Source organism: Rhizobium sp. CC1099 (genome assembly GCF_029714385.1).
Lineage (GTDB): Bacteria > Pseudomonadota > Alphaproteobacteria > Rhizobiales > Rhizobiaceae > Rhizobium.
The window spans coordinates 214,362-231,557 of sequence record NZ_CP121642.1 but is presented as its reverse complement, the minus strand read 5'-3'; the positions used below and the strand labels follow the sequence as shown (position 1 = coordinate 231,557).

Here is a 17,196-nt window from a genome sequence, read left to right as displayed (position 1 = left end):
GTAATCATCGGCTCACCCGCGCCAAAAACAGCATCTATGACAGCGTCTCCTCGTTTATTGCGGCGAATAGGGCCGCAAGCTCGGCTTCCGGAATGCTTTCGCCGATCGACCAGCTGAGCGTGTCGTAGAAGCCGAGAAAGGACTGCCGCATACCATCGACAAGCTTCTGGGCTTCATCTGCGCCCATCTTAAGCCGCTCAATGATTAAGCCTTTCAGCGCCGCCTCGGCCTTCGGATGGCTAAACACGACAGCGGGTGACGAGGTGGTCGCGATCTGCGGAATGGGCATTGGCTCCGGCACGCAGGATAAAATTTGCGACAGGCGGATATCGCGCGATGAGGCGGCGACTTCGATGGCGAAGGCCCTCGCCCGCAACATCCATCGGCCGGCCGCGGCATCGTAGTACTGGAAGTCTCGCGGCAGAAGCTCGATATCGACAGGCATCGTCTCGCCCGGCGCCAGACCATGCTTGGTGAAGGCCTTAAGCTCACGGATGGGCCGCTTCAGTCCGGGTTCGATCGGGCGCACGTAGACCTGCACGACCTCCTGCCCGAAAACCGCCCCGATGTTGCAAAGATTGAATCGGAGCTTGACGGGAGCTCCGGGCGCGACTGTGTCCGTGTCCACCGAAAGATCGCTGTAGGCAAAGTGCGTGTAGCTCAAGCCATGGCCGAACGGGAAGAGCGGCGCCACGGCCCGCAGGTCATAATAGCGGTACCCTGCGAAAATGCCTTCACTGTAGTGATGATGGCCGTTTTCGCCCGGATATGTATGGAAACCCGGAATATCCTCCATCCGTACCGGCAACGTCGTGGACAGCTTTCCACTGGGGTTTGACAGGCCGAAAAGCACCTGCGCCAGCGCTGCTCCGCCTCCCTGGCCCGGATAGAAACAGGCAAGAACGGCATCGACCTTGCCGATCCACGGCATGGCGACGGCATCGGGCATGGTGAGCGCGACAATGGTCCGGCAACCCGTGTCGACCACCGCCTCGATTAGCGCATCTTGCCCGTAGGCAAGACGGATGTCGGATCGGTCGGTACCCTCGCCTTCGTCGGCGGTGCGATGATTGGCGAAGATAACGACCGCGTCAGTCTCGCGCGCTTTGGCAAGCACGCCTGCGATCTGCGTTTCGAGGTCATCGCCGCCACCCGTGGCGAAAGGCACGAAATCGATCGTCGCCTCTGCGGCATGGGCGCGGATTTCATCCAGGGGAACGTCGACACGATACGGATTCGTGGTGGCCGAGCCCGAGCCCTGGATGGTTGGGCGGATCGCTCCGTCGCCGACAACAAGAATGCGCTTGCCCGCCATGTCCTTGAGCGGCAGCGCGGCGGCATCGTTTTTCAGGAGGACGATCGATTCGGCAGCCATGCGGCGGGCGAGGTCGTGATGGTGATCGAGATCGACGGGCTCGATCGGATTGCGCTTTTCCGACACGCGGCGGACGAGGGAAAGAACGCGCCGGCAAGACCGGTCCAGCACCTCGCGGTCCAACTGCCCGGCCTCAAGGGCTGCGCGCAGGCGCGCCTTGCGCGGGCCGCTTTCCGGCATGTCGAGATCCGTTCCGGCGTGGATCGCCGCCGGCCGGTCCTTGATCGCATGCCAATCCGAGATCACCAAGCCGTCATAGCCCCACTCCGTGCGCAGGACCTCTGTCAGCAAGCAGTGGTTTTCCGCCGATTGCACGCCGTTCAGTGGATTGTACGCGCTCATCACCGTCCAGGGATCGCTATTTGCGATCGCCCGCTCGAACCCCGCAAGGTAGATTTCACGAAGCGCGCGTTCATCGACGTCGGAACTCATGTTGGTCCGGTCGATTTCCGAGTTGTTGCAGGCGAAGTGCTTGAGCGAGGCCCCGACGCCAGCCCCTTGCAGGCCACGAATGAGCCCGGCGGCCAGATCGCCGCTGACAACAGGATCTTCGGAATAATATTCATAGGCGCGCCCGGCGAGCGGGGTGCGGCGAATGTTGATGCCAGGGCCGAGAAGCAAATCGACACCAAGCGAGCGGCACTCGGCCGCCAGCGCCCGCCCGAGGTCCTCGGCAAGGGAAATATCCCACGAGCAGCCAAGAAGATTGCCGTTCGGAAAGCATGTCGCGGGATGGGTGTCGCCAAACATCCCTTCGCCGCCATCTTCGGCGCGCCGGTTCACCACGGCAAGGAAGGCTGCAAGCGCCGCATTCGGCTCGGAGCCGGAATCGATCTGCGTCGTCGAATACCGCACGCCGTAGGTTCCGTCGGTCATGACGATCGCCGGAATGCCCAACCTTTCGATGGCCCTGGTCCTCCAGAGCCCGTGGCCGCTGACGAAATCGATCTTTTCCTGATCGCTCATCGAAGCAACGATGGCCTGCAACTCGTCATCATCGTCTTCGGTCAATGGTCGCCTCGATGCTCATGAATGGGATGGCATTACCCGGCCAAGGCCGGCGCTCAACAGATTTTCTGGAGAAGCTCGATCAGCATCATGCGCTCCGCGGGAGAGAGAGGGCCGAGCGTCCTGTGCGAAACGTCCAGCGCCTGCGAGAGATTGCGCGCGATCGTGTCTTCGCCTTCCCGGGTCAAAGTCAGGACCAATCGTCGCGCGTCGGCGGCATCGGACGCCGTGTTAACGAGGCCGCGCTTGACGAGGCGGTCGACGACACCTTTGATGGTCGCCATATCCATCGCCGTCTCGCGACCAAGATTGCCCTGCGAACAGGGCTGCAGATCCTTGAGCTTGACCAACGCTGCCCATTGCGTCGTCGTCAGCTTCTCGGCGATGAGATCGGCGAAGATTGCCACATGGCGCTGGTTTGCCTGCCGCAAAAAGAAGCCAATCTGCTCCCCGAGCACATAGGCGCTGTTGCCGCTCCCACCCGCAATCGTCTCTTCGCCGGGATGATCGACGCGGCGGGCCGGCTGTTCTTCTGGGGGGCCGTTCATGATCTCTTTCGTTTCCCGGTATGGCTTTTGCCGTCTGCGTTTGAGTGGTGTGTCGATCAGGGCGTCCGTCACGACGCCCACGCATCCAGAATGGCCTGAGTGGTGGCAATTTCCAACTGTTCCGCGAAGCGCGGCAGAAGATGGTTGAGAACGAAGGCATGCGCCGTTTCGTCGCCGCTCGCCACCGCGTCGGCCGCAACGATGACACGAAACCCGAGATCGATCGCATCGAGCACGCTGGCATGCACGCAGACATCGGTTTCAACTCCGCTGAACACCAGCGTGTCTATGCCCGACGCATCGAGCCTTTCGGCAAAACCTGGAGCACCAAAAACGGAAAACGCCTCCTTTTCCACCTGCGCTTCCGGACCCGAAAGCCCGGCCAGCGGCTCGACGAGGTCGAGCATTCCGGGAGCAAGAGCCTCGCCCGTGACCGTCGACCAGCGGCGATAGTAATTCTTCCAGCGGCCTTTTGCGTCTTCCGCCCGTTGCGGCACGACGAATTTGACGAAGAGCGTCTCCGCCAGCCGCTCGCGGCTCAGCCGGACGACGTTCGGAAGGATCGTCCGGATCGCCGGCGTGTGCCAGGCGGTCTCCTCGGCAAACAGGCGCTGCATGTCGATGACGAGATGCAGCGTGCTTTTGGGGATCGGCTCGAGCGGCATCGGTTCAGTCCGCAACCGCAACGGTGTGGTTGGCAGACCAACTAAGCACCACCGTCTCGCCCTCTCTGAGCACATTGCCATCACGGTTCTGGGCAAAGAGCTTTACCTGCATGCCATCGGCCGTTTCGAGAATGTAGGACAGCGCTTGCCCCGCATAGATCACCGTCGTGATGCGCGCCGTCAGACGGTTGCCGGGTGTCGCGTCCTTGACGACGAACATCTTTTCCGGGCGCACGGCCAGCGTCGCCTGCGCACCATCCGCCGGCAGGGCGCCTGTTGCGTGAACGAGTGTGCCATCGGCGAGACGAACAGCACCGCTCTCGACACGTCCCCTGAGGAAGTTTGAATCGCCGAGAAACTCGGCAGCGAACCGCGTCAGGGGCTTTTCATAGACCGTCTCCGGATCGCCGATCTGAACGATGCGGCCCTTATCGAGGATCGCCACTTTGTCGGAAAGGGTCAGGGCCTCTTCCTGGTCATGCGTGACGAAGATCGTTGTCAGGCCGGTTTCGCGCTGGATGCGAAGGAGCTCTACCTGCATTTCCTGGCGAAGACGGCGGTCGAGCGCCGACAGGGGCTCGTCAAGAAGCAGGACGCTCGGCTTGATGACCATGGCGCGCGCCAGCGCAACACGCTGTTGCTGGCCGCCCGAAAGCTGCTTCGGCATGCGATCGGCGAAACCCGGGAGACGAACCATTTCCAGGGCCGCATCGACCTGCTTGCGCGCTTCCGCGCCGTGAATGCCGCGACGGCCAAGGCCGAAGGCCACGTTTTGTGCGATCGTCATGTGCGGGAACAGGGCGTAGGACTGGAACATCATGCCGATGTTGCGGCCCCAAACCGGAACATGCGTGACATCCTTGCCGCCGATGCTGACGACACCTTCGTCCGGCCGGATGAAGCCGGCAATGATGCGCAGCAGCGTCGTCTTGCCCGAGCCGGATGGTCCGAGAAGACTGGTGAAGGAACCTTCCGGAAAGTCCGTGGTGATATCGGTCAGAACCGGCGTCGTGCCATAGGTCTTGGCGACCGCGTGTACGTTAACGTTTGTCACTTACATCTCCGGGTTTGGCGAAACGCGCAAAGATCAGGATCGCAGCCATCGAGCCGAGAAGGAGCAGCGTCGAAATTGCGTTGATTTCGGGCGTGAAGCCCTTGCGGATCGCGGAGTAGATCTGCACCGGCAGCGTCGAGTAGCCGGGCGTGGCAAGAAAATACGAAATCACGAACTGGTCGAGGGAAACGGCGAAGGCAAAGAGCGCCGCGCCCAGAATGCTCGGAAACAGAAGCGGCAGCGTCACAGCGAAGAAGGCATGGATCGGCGTCGAACCGAGGCTCATCGCCGCCTCTTCCAGATCGGCCCGGATCGTATTGAAGCCGGTGCCCACCACCAGCACGACATAGGGGATCGCCAGCGCGACGTGGCCGATGAGCAGCGCGTGCATGCCGCGTCCGATGCCGGACCAGTAGAAGAAGACAAGCATGGCCGTGCCGGTGATCAGCCATGGGATGGCGATCGGCGGCAGGAGAAGCAGTTGCAGCAGGCTTTTGCCGCGGAACGTGCGCCGCGACAGCGCGATGGAGGCCATCGTGCCGAGACAGGTTGCGATCGCCGCCGTGATGAGCGCGATGATGATGCTGTTCATTCCGGCCTTCAGGAGCTGCTGGTTGTCCATCAGGGCGACATACCAGCGGGTGGAGAAGCTGAAGGGCAGTTCGTAGAGCTGGGATTCGTTGAAGCCCATTGCCATCATCACCAGGATCGGCGTGTAGAGGAAGAACAGGATCACCAGAAGGTAGATGCGGCCAATCTGTGTCATCGTTGCGCTCCCTTAAGCCGTCGTGCCGCGGCGCAGGACGCCGGAGAAGGTTGCAAAGATCGCGAGAACCACGGCGAGCAGCGTGAACGAAAGGGCCGCCCCGAGCGGCCAGTTGAAGGCCTGGGTGAACTGGTCCTCGATCACCGTTCCCATGGTGACGCCCACCTTGCCGCCGAGGATGCGTGGCTCCATGAAGGACCCGATGACGGGCACGAAGGTGAGCACCGCGCCGGAAATCAGACCAGGCGCTGCAAGTGGGAGGAGAATGCGCAGAAGGATCGTCCACCAGCGCGCCCCGAGGCTTGCCGCCGCCTCGATGATCGCGTCATCGATTGTCGACAGGGCGATATAGCAGGTGAGGATCATGTAGGGCAGGTACCCATGGACGAGGCCGAGAACGATGGCATAGCGGGAATAAAGGAAGGAAACCGAGCCGATATCCGGCAAGAGCATATGCACCACGCTGTCGAGAAAGCCGTTTTCCCGCAGGACCATCGTCCAGGAGAAGACGCGAACCAGGCCGTTTGTCCAGAATGGCAGGAGGAGCAGGATCAGCAATGTCTCGCGCATGCGCCCGACTGTCGCCCTTGCCAGCGCGACAGCGGCGAGAAAGCCGAAAATGGCGCAGAGCAGCGTCGTCCAGAAACCGATGACCAGCGAGGTCCAGGCAATGTTGATCAGATAGGGTTGATCGATGAAGGCGCGGTAGTGCTTCAGCGTGAAGACGATGGGCGTCTTACCCATCGGCGTCGCCCACATGAAGCTGAAAACGAACATCGTCAGGAGCGGCAACAGAACCGCCAGCGTCAACCAGCCATAGGTCGGCAGCAAAAGGGCTGTCGTGGCCACCCAGGCCGGGATCGGGCGGCGCTGGCGCGGATCCGAAGATCCGCGCGCCGCATCGTTGAGGATGGTGTCACTCCGCATAAAAGGCTTTCACTTCCTGCCAGAGGTTGTTGAAAGCCTCGCGGCGATCGTCCGGCAGCGCCGACATGATGCTCATGGTGGCAATGTATTCCGGCTTGTGGATCTGGCGGCTAAGGTCGTCCGCCGGCAGGCTTTCCATGGCAGCGGTGTTGGCCGATGCCGGCGCGCCGGCCTTGGTTGCCCATTCGACGTAGAACTTCGGATCGATCATCCAGTTTGCGAAGGCATGCGCGCCCTCGGCATTCGGGGCGTCGACCGGAATGCCGAGACCGTCGACCCAGCCGATGCCGCCTTCCTTCGGAACGACGAAATCGACCGGCAGCTTGCTGACGCGCCGCGAACGGACGGCGCCGCCCGACCAGTACATCGCCACATCGAATTCCTTGGCTGCGAAAGACTTGTTCCACTGGTCTTCGGTCGACCAGAGCAACTTGACGTTCGGCTTGAAGCCCTTGAGGGTTTCCTTGACGAGATCGAGATCCTTCGGATTGTTCATGTCCTGGCCGGTGAGCAGGGCCGCTGCCGCAATGACGCCAACGGCATCGTCCTGGAGACCGACACGCCCTTTGTAGGCCGCATCGCCGAGCACGGCATAGCTGTCTGCCTTCGGCAGGCCTTCACGCATGGCAACGGCGGTGAGACCCCAGACCCACGGCACCGCATAACCGACGCCATCCTTGTTGAAGTTCTCGTTGGAGCGCAGGTTTGCCGCGACCGAGGCGATATTCGGCACCTTAGCAAAGTCGATCGGCGAGATCAGATCTTCCGCCATCGCCTGGGCGCAGCGCGCCGCATTCAGGACGACGAGGTCATAGGTCCCCGGATTGGTGCGCAGCTTTGTCAGCATTTCGGCTTCCGAGCTGTAGTAGTCGTGCACGACCTCGACGCCGGTCGCTTCCTGGAAAGCCTTGATCGACCAGGCTTCGTCCGTGCCGTAGCCCTGCCAGTTGAGGACCGTGATCGTGCCGGCCGAAAAGGCCATCTTCGGCAGCATGGAAACGCTGGCGCCGGCGATAAACGTCGCGGACATCAGCTTGAGTGCATTGCGTCTTGTGATTCCAGTCATGATGTTACCCTCTTTGAACTGGTTGATCGGCGACAAATCCGCAGCGCAGCGACTGTTTCTACACTCCGCGCGGAGCATTCAAAGGCGTCGGACATTCACATACAAAGAAAGGAAATTAATTTGTATGCAAATTAACAACCGCGGAAGTCATTCCCTGAAACAACGATAACGCGATGATACCTCAAGCCAGCCGAAAGCGCGCTGCCGGAAGCTCAACTCCGTGACAGACGAAGCGAAAACTACATCGCCTCAAGCTAATCGTGACTTTAAAGCGGAATCAATCCGCAACCCGAACGATCGCAGTGACCCGATTTATATCATCAGTGTGATGTCATTCCTTTGTTCTGACCCTCTGGCTTCAGTTTTCTTTTTGTTATTTTTATTTGTATACAAATTAATAAGTCAAGGCTTGATTTATGTCAAGCAACTCCCGGCCAAACCATGCCTGCAACCGCACGAAAATAGACGTCGAGCCGCCGGCTGGCCTTTGACCCCGAAAGCTCGATCCGCAGGCCATCGCTACCGCTCCAGCCGTGATCCCGACCATCGACCTGCACCGCCACGATCGTCTCAACCGGAAGATCGGGGAAGGTCAGCGATCCGGCCTCGTCGAGCGGCCCTACTACGCAGGAAAAATGCGTATCCGTAACGGTGATACCGGAGAGCGTCGTCCGCAGGCTTGAGACAAGGAACGACCGGCCGTGCCGCTGAACGGTCAGGAGCCCATCGGAAACGGACATCGCGATTTTCCCCACCGGCGACAGCATTGGACCGACCGCGACGTACTTGCCGCAATTCGACAGGCTCCATCCGCGCCAAGGACTGAAATCGACGATCTCGCCGACGGCCATCAGTGGCAGCAGTGCTGCCCAGATGTAGAAGGGATCGGTGTCGCCCTGGTCCATGGCCTCGCCGGTGGTTGCGTTGTAGTTTTCCGCGGCGATCCGCTGACTGCGCCAGGACTGCATGAAAAGCGCATGGCTCTGCTCTGCCAGGTTCTTCGCCTCGGCAAAAAACCCGTAGCGCCGCAGCCCGAGCCAGACCATGTAGTTGACGTTCGGCCAAATGCGGCCACGCCAGTAGACATTATCTGCAAAGGCCGGATCGTCGCGTGTCGCATTGGGCAGCGGATAGGGACCGGCAAAGGTCTTCTCGTCCTTCAGATGTTCGAGCAAATGGCGCGCCTGCTCTTCCGTCGCCGCACCGCACAGCAGCGGATAGAAACTCGTCGGCGAAAGCGAACGCACGAAACCGCCCTTGCGCTGGCGATTGGCGAAGATCTTGCGCTCTTCGTCCCACAACCCTTCGGAAATCAGCTGCCGGCTGCGGGCAGCCGCCTCAGTGAACTCGCGCGCATCGTCGTGATGCCCGAGCACGCTCGCCATGTTCGACAGCATTTCGGCATCGAGCGCCAGCGCGCAATTGATGCCGAGGTCGAAGGTCGAAAGGGTTCGCGTTTCCGGCTGGTAGACCGCTTCATCATGCGTCGCAGAATTGTCCATACCGGTCTCGTTGCGAGCGCCGAAGGCCGTGCCCTTGTATAGGCCTTCGCCGACATCGGAGGTGCCGCAGGAAACGAGGCCAGTCGCTTCGGGATCGCGATGGGCTCGCCACCAGCGCTGGTTTCGCGCAAGCGCCGAATAGCTTGCCTCCAAAATGGATCGCTCGCCGGTGCGCTGGTAGAGCAACCACGCAACCAGCGCACCATGTGGCGCCTGCGTCCGGTCGACCCAGGCATCGTTCGAGGTGACGATGCAGGCAATATTGCCCTGCGGTGTCGCCCCGGCCAGCGCCACGGCCATGTTTTCCCGGGCGAGGTCGGCGTCGACCACGCCTGCAAGAAGGGCAGCAAAGGTCTGGTCGTTGTACCAGACGGCAAATTTTCCCAGATTCCAGATACGGGTGACGGCCGTGTATGGGCGCGCATTCGTCTCGTCCCAGACCGTGTTCCAGGCGACGACATCGCGGATGGCATCGAGCGCGCCCGCATAATCGCCCTCATGCGCAGCCGGCAAGAACGGCTGCTCATCCGCTGCAAGGCAAGCCCGCGCATTCATGATCGCAAGTTCCGCGCTGTCGGCAACGGCGGCGGCATAGGCGCCCCGTCGCATCATTTCGAGGTTGAAGCGGAGCGCCAGAACGGGTGCCTCGCTGCTGCGGCTTGCGAGATGGAAATAGCCGTTCGTTTCGAAATCTGCCCGCAGAGCATCGATCGTCGCATGGCCCGTCACCTGCACCGGCGCATCGCCCGTCGCCACCGCAACGAAGCGCGTACCGACCTTGACGACGGCGACGCCTTGCTCTTCGTCGAAGCGCACCGCTTCGCCGCCCTCGGCGGAAATTGCGATCGTCACCCAGAAGCGCAGACCCCATTCGCCGGACTTCACGCCATTCCAGCTGCCACGAAAGGCAAAGGGAGACGTCTTGGTCGCAGACAAGGCGATCGTTGTGCCGCTGTGCTCCATCTCGAGTTCGATCACCGAGCCGTCGATCCCGTGACGGCCGAGCCGGACGCTATCCGTGCGCGGTTCGATCAGCGAGACGGTGCGGCTGCGGGTGGAATAGAGCACTGGCGTGATGCGGACGCCAAGCGGCAGAAAGACCATCTCGGCCGGTCGGGTGGACCAACTGTTCCAGGCGCGATCAAGGGGGATGGTCGTGTGTTTCAGCATGATGATGTCGTTCCGGTCAGGTCTTCTTCAAGGGCAATCAGGCGCGGGGCGGCAAGCAGGCCGCTCGCGTCGAGGGTCTCGCCCTGGTAGGGCGTTCCCGAATAATAGCGGTTTGCAGCCGTATTGGAGACGGCGATTTCAAGATCGTAGCTTCCAGCCTCGAGATGGCCCAGTTCGAACCGGTACGGACTCCAGCCGCGGCAACCGATCTCGATGCCGTCAAGAGAGACGGCGGCGGCGGTTTCCACCTGCGGGAGTTCCAGCAGCCAGCGACCAGCAGTCTTGATGCTGATCCTGTTGCGGTAGGCGCCGGTGCCGGAGAAATTGGAAAAGCCTTGGCGTTCCCAGCCGCTTGCAACGGAAATCGCTGCCGTCGGGACGCCAGCTCCAGCCTGAAAAGTCCATCCCTCTACAAGCACCGCGACCGGGCCGCGCGGCGATGCAAGTTCCGAAATCATCAGATCACGCCAGCCTGCACCATCAATCAGCAGCAGCCGCATGCACCATACCACCTGCGGCTCCAGCAACAGACAGAGGGAAGCAAGCCCACGCTCAACCGTGATTTCACCCGTCGCCGGCACCCAGAATTCGCAATTGAAACCTGTCGCCAAGCGCAGGTCGCATGTCGCAGGTTCGGAGCTATCATTGAAGACCACCCCGCGCCAGCTTCCGTCTGGCTCGTGGCCAATCCATTGCCACGGCTTTTTGCCCGACGGGGTCGAAAGATTGGGGCCGCATTTCGGCAGGGTTTCGAGCAATGTTGCGATTGCAGCAGCATCCGGACGACCGACAAGGTGAGCACTCGTCCAGTCGCCGACAAGAGGCATTGACCCATCGCAAAGCAGGGTCGGCAGCGCTCCTGAGCACCACACGGCGCCGCCGGCAGCCTGCAGGCAGGCGAGTTTGTCCAGCGCGCGCCGTGATTTCATCACTGTGACCGACGGCAGGACGACAGCATCGAAAGTGAGGCCAGAACGGGTCGACAGGCGACCGTCGTCGATGTCCGCAAGCGCAATGTCATCCTCGCTGACCAGCATGTAATCGCAGCCGAGCGCCAGCAGATGCTCGCACCAAGTTCCGACATGGGCCGCATGCGCATGGCGCGGGCCTTCCGCCCAGGCGGTGTGCAGCGGATAGATTATGGCCACCGGCGTGTGCGGCGTGGCCGGCTCAATGAAGGCGGAAATCCGCGCCGTCTCCTCGGCAAAGAGATGATGATAGGGCCACCACGGCTCAAAATTGATCCCCGGCCCGAAGTCGAACCGCGGATTGACGAAGGGCGTCATGTCGGTATCGCTGCCATCGGTTTGGTAGAGACCGTGCCAGAGAAACTGCCGTGTACCGAGACAATACAGCCTTATCGCCTGCGCCCGCATCGTCTGAAGCGTCAGTTCCCACTGACCGGCGGCGCGAACCGGCGTGCGCAGTGCGCTGGCATAGGTTTCGACGACACAGCGGCTGCGGCCATTGGAGCGGGCGACGGAATCGCCCATTTTCGGCGCCAGCTGCGCAATGAAATTGTTGGCATCAACCGCCGTCTCATGACGAAACGCATCAATGCCGAAGAAGTCCGTGGCCGGTGCAACACGCGGGTCGATGGAGGTAAAGCCGCCGTTCAGCGACCAGGAGCTGACATGCGGCAGGATTTCGTGGCCGGTGAGCACGAGGCCCTTTTCATCCGCCCATGCCCGCAGCGTCCCGAAGAATGCATCGTTCATCAGGCCCGAATAGGTCTCATAAAACATCGCCCGAAGGCGCAGCGCTGGTTCGCTGTCCCCGTAAAGCAGGGATATCAGGGCAAGCGGAAACGGCACTCCCGTCGCGTCCTCGACACGACTGCCAAGCGCATCGGAGAAAAGAAGGCTGTTGCCGAGATTGCCGCCGATCTGGTCCCAGCGATAGAAGCCGGCGGCCGGCTGGTCATAAAAGGCAAACCCGAGAGGATCGGGAACCAGATCACCCAAAGCCGCGACGATGGGATCGATCCCGACCTCGATAAACCGCTGCGCCGCGGCGGGCATCAGGTAATTGATCAGTCGCGAACTCACCGACCGGGCATTGACGAAGACTGTCAGTCTTTGTCCTTCCGGCACGTGTCCATCGAATACGAAGGCGCAGGAAACCGCATCAAAACGAGTCAGCACGAGGTGCCGCGTGACATCGATAACAGTTGCCGGATCAGCAGCACCGTCCGCAGGATGAAGAAGGGCCGCCTCGATTGCCCATTCGCCCCAGAGAACCTCGCCATTTTCATATTGCCAGGCCATGATGTCCGGCCCCATCGACTGAACGAAAGGCGGGCGGATGCCGCTGATCGCGCCTCGATTTTCCTGCACTGTTGCCCAGAACAGGTGCCGTTCGCGCAGGTCGTCCCGCCCCTCGACTGTTCGACCACCCGCGTGGCCGCTGATCCAGTTGAAGTCGTCGTAAAAGCCGGCCTTGAGTCCCAGTTCGCCGGCAATACCGATGGCCGTGCGATAGGCGGCGATAAACGCCGCCGACAGATAAAGGTCGCGTGGGAAAGCAATGCGTGCCTGGATCAGGATCGTGCCAAAACCTTGCGCTTTGAAATCCGCAAGCTGCCGCCTGCAGGTTTCCGCGTCCGGTATCGAGTGCCAGAACCAATAGGCGGAAGGACGGAAGGCATGGGTTGGATTGCGGAAGAGCGCCAGGCTTTCCTCGTGCGTCATTGCAGAGCTCTGCGCCAGGCGGCTTTCCATCTCAGTGCACCACCGAAGTGACGCGCCGCATGGCATCGTTAAGCTTGTCCCAAGGCGCCTTATCCGGAGCGAACCGCGCCCGCAGATAGGCGGCAAGATCTTGGATCTGCCGTTCGTCCAGCGTCTCGCGGAAGCTCGGCATAGACATGATCTCCGGCGTCTCGCGTCCCGTGGTCTGCGCCAGAATTGCCGGTGCCTCGACGCCGTTGAGGATGGCCTGAAGCAGGTTGTCCGGGCTATCGCTGTGCAGGTTGCTGTTGAGGGCAAGCGACGAAAGAGCATTTGTGCCCGCATGGCAGGAGGCGCAGGCGCCCTCGAATATCCGCGCACCCTTCGGCGCAAGACGGGCAGCCTCGGCTTCGGCCGAAACACTTGCTGCGATAACCGTCTCCACTGTGGCCACCTCATCCGCGACCGTGGCCCGTGCGCTCCCCTTGGCCAGATAGGCCGCCATGGCGCGGATGTCTGCATCCGGCAAGGGCGACAGCGCCGAAACGACATCGGCCATCGGGCCTGCCGCACTGCCGTGATCGCGCGCATGGCCGGTGCGCAGATAATCGTAGAAGGCCTCCTTCGTCCATGAAACGGGGCTTTTCGCATGGCTGTTGAGGGAAGGCGCCTCCCAGCCATCGGCAAAGCCGCCCGATAGAAACGCTTTGCCGCTCTTTTCCGCCCCCAGCACGTTGCGTTCCGTATGGCACGCCGAACAGTGACCGAGCGTTTCCACCAGATAGGCGCCCCGGTTCCACTCGGTATCCTCAGCCTGATTGTACTGGAAAGGGGCAGCCTTCAGAAACATCGCGTTCCAGCCGGCCATCAGTGCGCGCATGCCAAAGGGAAATTTCAGCTTCGTTTCGGTCGCCTTTTCGGCAACCGGTGCCTGCGTCATCATATAGGCGTAGAGCGCCTGCAGGTCGGCATCCTCGGCACCGGCAAAGGACGTGTAAGGATGCGCGGGATAGAGATGATGACCATCACGGCTCACCCCTTGCCGCATGGCACGCTCGAAAGCCGGATAGGACCAGCCGCCAATGCCGTTTTCCATGTCTGGCGTGATGTTGGTCGCGTAGACGGCGCCGAACGGCGTATCGAAACGGCGCCCACCGGCAAAGGCAAGACCATCCGTGCCGACATGGCAGACATTGCAGGCGCCGGCCGCCGCGACGAGCCGGCCCCGTTCGATGGTCACGCCGCTATAGACGTTGGCATCGGGCCGCGCGATCGGGCTGATCGCCGGCCGCCAGGGAGATCCCATCGTGAGCAGACCGGTGACGGCCGCAAGACCGCCAGCCAGCGGCAGACCGAATTTCCACCAGGCGGAGCGTTTCCGCGGCGCGGGCGTTTCCACCTGCCCGTCGCCGTTCAGCCCCGCCAGCACGCGCTCCGGCGTCAGCGGCAGTTCACGAAAGCGAATGCCGGTCGCGTCGAAAACGGCATTGGCGATCGCCGCAGCGCTCGGCACCGAGGCGGATTCGCCGGCACCCAGCGGCGGCTCGTCCGGGCGAGGGATCATCAAGACATCGATGTCGGGCACTTCCGGGAAAGTGATCAGTGAATAGCCGCCCCATTCCTTCGAAGTCACGGCTGTGGATGAGAAATCCACCTTTTCCTTCAGGACGCGGCTGGTGGACTGGATGATATTGCCGTGGATCTGGTGGCGCACCCCGTCCGGGTTGATCATCAGGCCGGAATCCTGCGCGCAGGTCACCTTGGTGACCGCGATCTCGCCGGTTTTCCGGTTGACCGCGACGTCGGTGACCCAGGCGGCCCAGGCCGCCGCGGTGCCGGGAAATTTGCCGTGGACATAGACGGCATAGGCAAATCCGCGGCCGTAGAGCAGGTCGCCCTCCCCACCGAGCGTGCCGGGCTTGGTGTGTGGCACCCAGTTTGCGCGCTCAGCAACCGCATGCACGAGATCGATTGCGCGCGGGTCCTGCAGGTAGCGCAGCCGGTATTCGATCGGATCGACACCGGCTGCCGTCGCGAGTTCATCGACATAGGATTCATGCGCAAACGTGTTCGGCATGGCCGAGACACCGCGAAACCAGGACGCCCTGGCGATCGGCGGCATGTCGTGCACGGTGACGCGCAGATTACCATAGGCATAGGGCGGGATCGCCGTGCGGTCACCCATCTGCAGCGTATCGGGCGAGGCCGGTATCTTGCCGGTCAGAATGAGGGGAAGCGTCGGTGCGAGATTGGACGGATACCGCGTTTCGAAATCATAGGCCGATGGCCCGCCTTCGATATCGAGGCCGCCACGCACATCCATCACCTGGGCGGCACCCTTCGGCTCCCAAGCATGCTCCTGCTCGCGGGTAAGCTGCACCCGGACGGGCGCATTGACCGCCCGCGACAGGAGCGCCGCATCCGCGGTCACGTCGTCGGCGCAGTTGCGCCCGTAGCAGCCGGCCGCCTCAAGCCGTTCGACGGTGATACGCTCTTCAGGCATGTCGAGCAGGATCGACAGGTCCCGGCGCATCGGGAAAGGGTTTTGCGTGCCCGACCAGACGGTCAGCCCGTCCTCACGGAAATCCGCGACGGCGCAGGATGGGCCGATCGAGGCATGCATCTGATACGGCCAGACATAGGTCCGGTCCATTGCCATCGTAGCGCCGGCAAGCGCCAGATCGACATTGCCGCGGTCCGCCAGCTTGCGCGGTGTCGCCGGGTTGGCACGAAGTGCCTCTTCCGACGCATTCAGATCGGGCCGCTCCGGCGCGGCACGCCACAACACCTTCAGCTGCTTTGCAGCCAAAGCGGCATTTTCCTCCCGCGTCGCGACGACACCGACGAAGTCGCCGATCGCGACGACCGCGACCAGGCCGGCAATCTCGGCAACGGAACTTTCATCGATCGAGATCAGGCTTGCGCCGACATGCTCGCCGTGATCGAAGCCGGCATAGGGTGGGCGCACGACGCGGCCATGCAGCATGCCCGGTACGCGCACGTCGTGCACGTAGGTCCAGCGACCGGTCGCCTTCTGCGGTATGTCAACGCGCGGGCGCGAGGCGCCGACGATGCGGTAGTCGGAAACCGGCTTCAGTGGAGCTTCGGGATCGATGGTCAGACGGACATGATCGCCGGAGACAAGATCGGCGAAAGTCATGCTCCAGTTTTCGAGTGTCGTCGTCCGGATGATCCCGTCTTCCGCAACAAGGCTTTCGACCGGCAGGTCATGCAGCCTTGCAGCTTTCTCCAGCAGGAAGCGCCGCGCCGTTGCCGCGGCCGAGCGCAGGGGTGCGGCTGTGACCTGGATCGTCTCGCTGGCAATCGTTGCACCCTGGTTCGGAGCGACGGAGGTGGCTCCAAGCACCATCTGCACCTGCTCGAAAGGCACGCACAATTCCTCGGCAACGATCTGGGCCAGCGACGTCCGAATGCCGGTGCCGAGATCGACATGACCGTTGAAGGCGGTGACGGACCCGTCCGGACCGATCGACAGATAGAGCTCGTCATCGCCGTTCGGCGCGGGCGACAGGACGGCGAGCAACTCTTCCCTGGAAAGATGGGCCTCCTTCGACGTTTCACGCTCCACCGTCATTGCTGCTGCTCCGATGTCTCGACCGCTCCGCCGGCCATGCCTGCTGCCTTCAGCGCCGCCTCGTGTCGCAAGGCTGCCTGCGACAACCCGACTGCGCGTCGGACGGCGGCGAGAATTTCGATATGGGTACCGCAACGACACAGATTGTGGCGCAGTGCCTCGCGGATCTCCGCTTCATCCGGCGCTGGATTGCGCTTGAGCAAAGCGACGGTCGCGATGATCATGCCGTTCAGGCAATAGCCGCATTGCGCCGCTGCGGCGTCGATAAAGGCTTGCTGGACCGGGTGGAGATCGGCCTCGTTGCCGAGCCCTTCCAGAGTAGTAACGCATCGGGACCCGACCGCCGAAAGCGGAATGGTGCAGGAGCGCACCGCCCGCCCATCGATCAGGACGGAACAGGCACCGCACTCGCCAAGACCGCACCCGAACTTCGGGCCGTTCAGCGCCAGATCGTTTCTGAGAATATAAAGAAGCGGCGCCTGCGGATCGGCCTCGACGGCGCATTGGGACCCATTGACATCGAGCTGAAAGGCCTTGCTCATGCGGCGCATCCCAGGCGACGAAACAGCGGCAAAGGCAGCGCTGCGGAAACAATTTCCGCAGCCATCCTTACCCTGCCCGCCCCGTCAAAGCCCATATCGGTTCCCGCTTCTTTGCGCTCTCGATAAAAAGTGTATACGCTTTAAAGCAAGATCGTTCAAGCAAAAATACGCCGAGCCAGACTAGGCCAGATGCCGTATTAAGCAGCGTAATGGCTAGTTATTTGGCAGAAATTCGGCTGAGTGCCGGAATTTTTAGCTTGCTTTTTATAGCGTATACACTTATTAATCAGCCATCAAGTTCATTTGCCG

11 protein-coding genes are annotated in these 17,196 nt (G+C 61.8%); all 11 read right to left on the bottom strand.

The window, feature by feature from the left end; all coding sequences use genetic code 11:
* Positions 1-34 precede the first annotated feature (34 nt).
* Entirely contained in the window at positions 35-2,386 is a 2,352-nt protein-coding gene (locus QA644_RS22320; protein WP_283073385.1) for a glycoside hydrolase family 3 C-terminal domain-containing protein, read from the bottom strand.
* Between the two features lie 53 nt (positions 2,387-2,439).
* Positions 2,440-2,931: a MarR family winged helix-turn-helix transcriptional regulator gene (locus QA644_RS22315; RefSeq protein ID WP_239601561.1), complete on the bottom strand. Its 492-nt coding sequence runs from the start codon at positions 2,929-2,931 to the stop codon at positions 2,440-2,442.
* A gap of 68 nt (positions 2,932-2,999) precedes the next feature.
* Entirely contained in the window at positions 3,000-3,596 is a 597-nt protein-coding gene (locus QA644_RS22310) for a cysteine hydrolase (protein ID WP_239601563.1), read from the bottom strand.
* A 4-nt stretch (positions 3,597-3,600) separates the two neighbouring features.
* Positions 3,601-4,650 carry an ABC transporter ATP-binding protein gene (locus QA644_RS22305; protein WP_239601565.1) on the bottom strand — a complete coding sequence of 350 codons (1,050 nt, stop codon included), beginning with the start codon at positions 4,648-4,650 and terminating at the stop codon, positions 3,601-3,603.
* Positions 4,637-5,416, bottom strand: coding sequence for an ABC transporter permease (locus QA644_RS22300; RefSeq protein WP_239601567.1), 780 nt, complete (start codon positions 5,414-5,416; stop codon positions 4,637-4,639). The genes QA644_RS22305 and QA644_RS22300 overlap by 14 nt, the downstream gene beginning before the upstream one ends.
* A gap of 12 nt (positions 5,417-5,428) precedes the next feature.
* Complete coding sequence (locus QA644_RS22295; RefSeq protein WP_283073384.1) at positions 5,429-6,343, bottom strand: ABC transporter permease; 915 nt, start codon at positions 6,341-6,343, stop codon at positions 5,429-5,431.
* Positions 6,333-7,409 (bottom strand): extracellular solute-binding protein, encoded by a 1,077-nt coding sequence (locus QA644_RS22290; protein WP_283073383.1) that lies wholly within the window; start codon positions 7,407-7,409, stop codon positions 6,333-6,335. The genes QA644_RS22295 and QA644_RS22290 overlap by 11 nt, the downstream gene beginning before the upstream one ends.
* Before the next feature lie 419 nt (positions 7,410-7,828).
* Positions 7,829-10,081: a trehalase family glycosidase gene (locus QA644_RS22285; RefSeq protein WP_283073382.1), complete on the bottom strand. Its 2,253-nt coding sequence runs from the start codon at positions 10,079-10,081 to the stop codon at positions 7,829-7,831.
* On the bottom strand, positions 10,075-12,771 hold the full coding sequence (locus QA644_RS22280; RefSeq protein WP_283073381.1) for a carbohydrate-binding protein: 2,697 nt from the start codon (positions 12,769-12,771) through the stop codon (positions 10,075-10,077). The genes QA644_RS22285 and QA644_RS22280 overlap by 7 nt, the downstream gene beginning before the upstream one ends.
* 31 nt (positions 12,772-12,802) lie before the next feature.
* On the bottom strand, positions 12,803-16,345 hold the full coding sequence (locus QA644_RS22275) for a molybdopterin cofactor-binding domain-containing protein (RefSeq protein WP_283073380.1): 3,543 nt from the start codon (positions 16,343-16,345) through the stop codon (positions 12,803-12,805).
* The gene (locus QA644_RS22270) at positions 16,342-16,896 is read right to left on the bottom strand and encodes a (2Fe-2S)-binding protein (RefSeq protein WP_283073379.1); all 555 of its coding nucleotides are present in this window, start codon (positions 16,894-16,896) and stop codon (positions 16,342-16,344) included. Before QA644_RS22270 ends, QA644_RS22275 begins: the two co-directional genes overlap by 4 nt.
* Positions 16,897-17,196 lie beyond the last annotated feature (300 nt).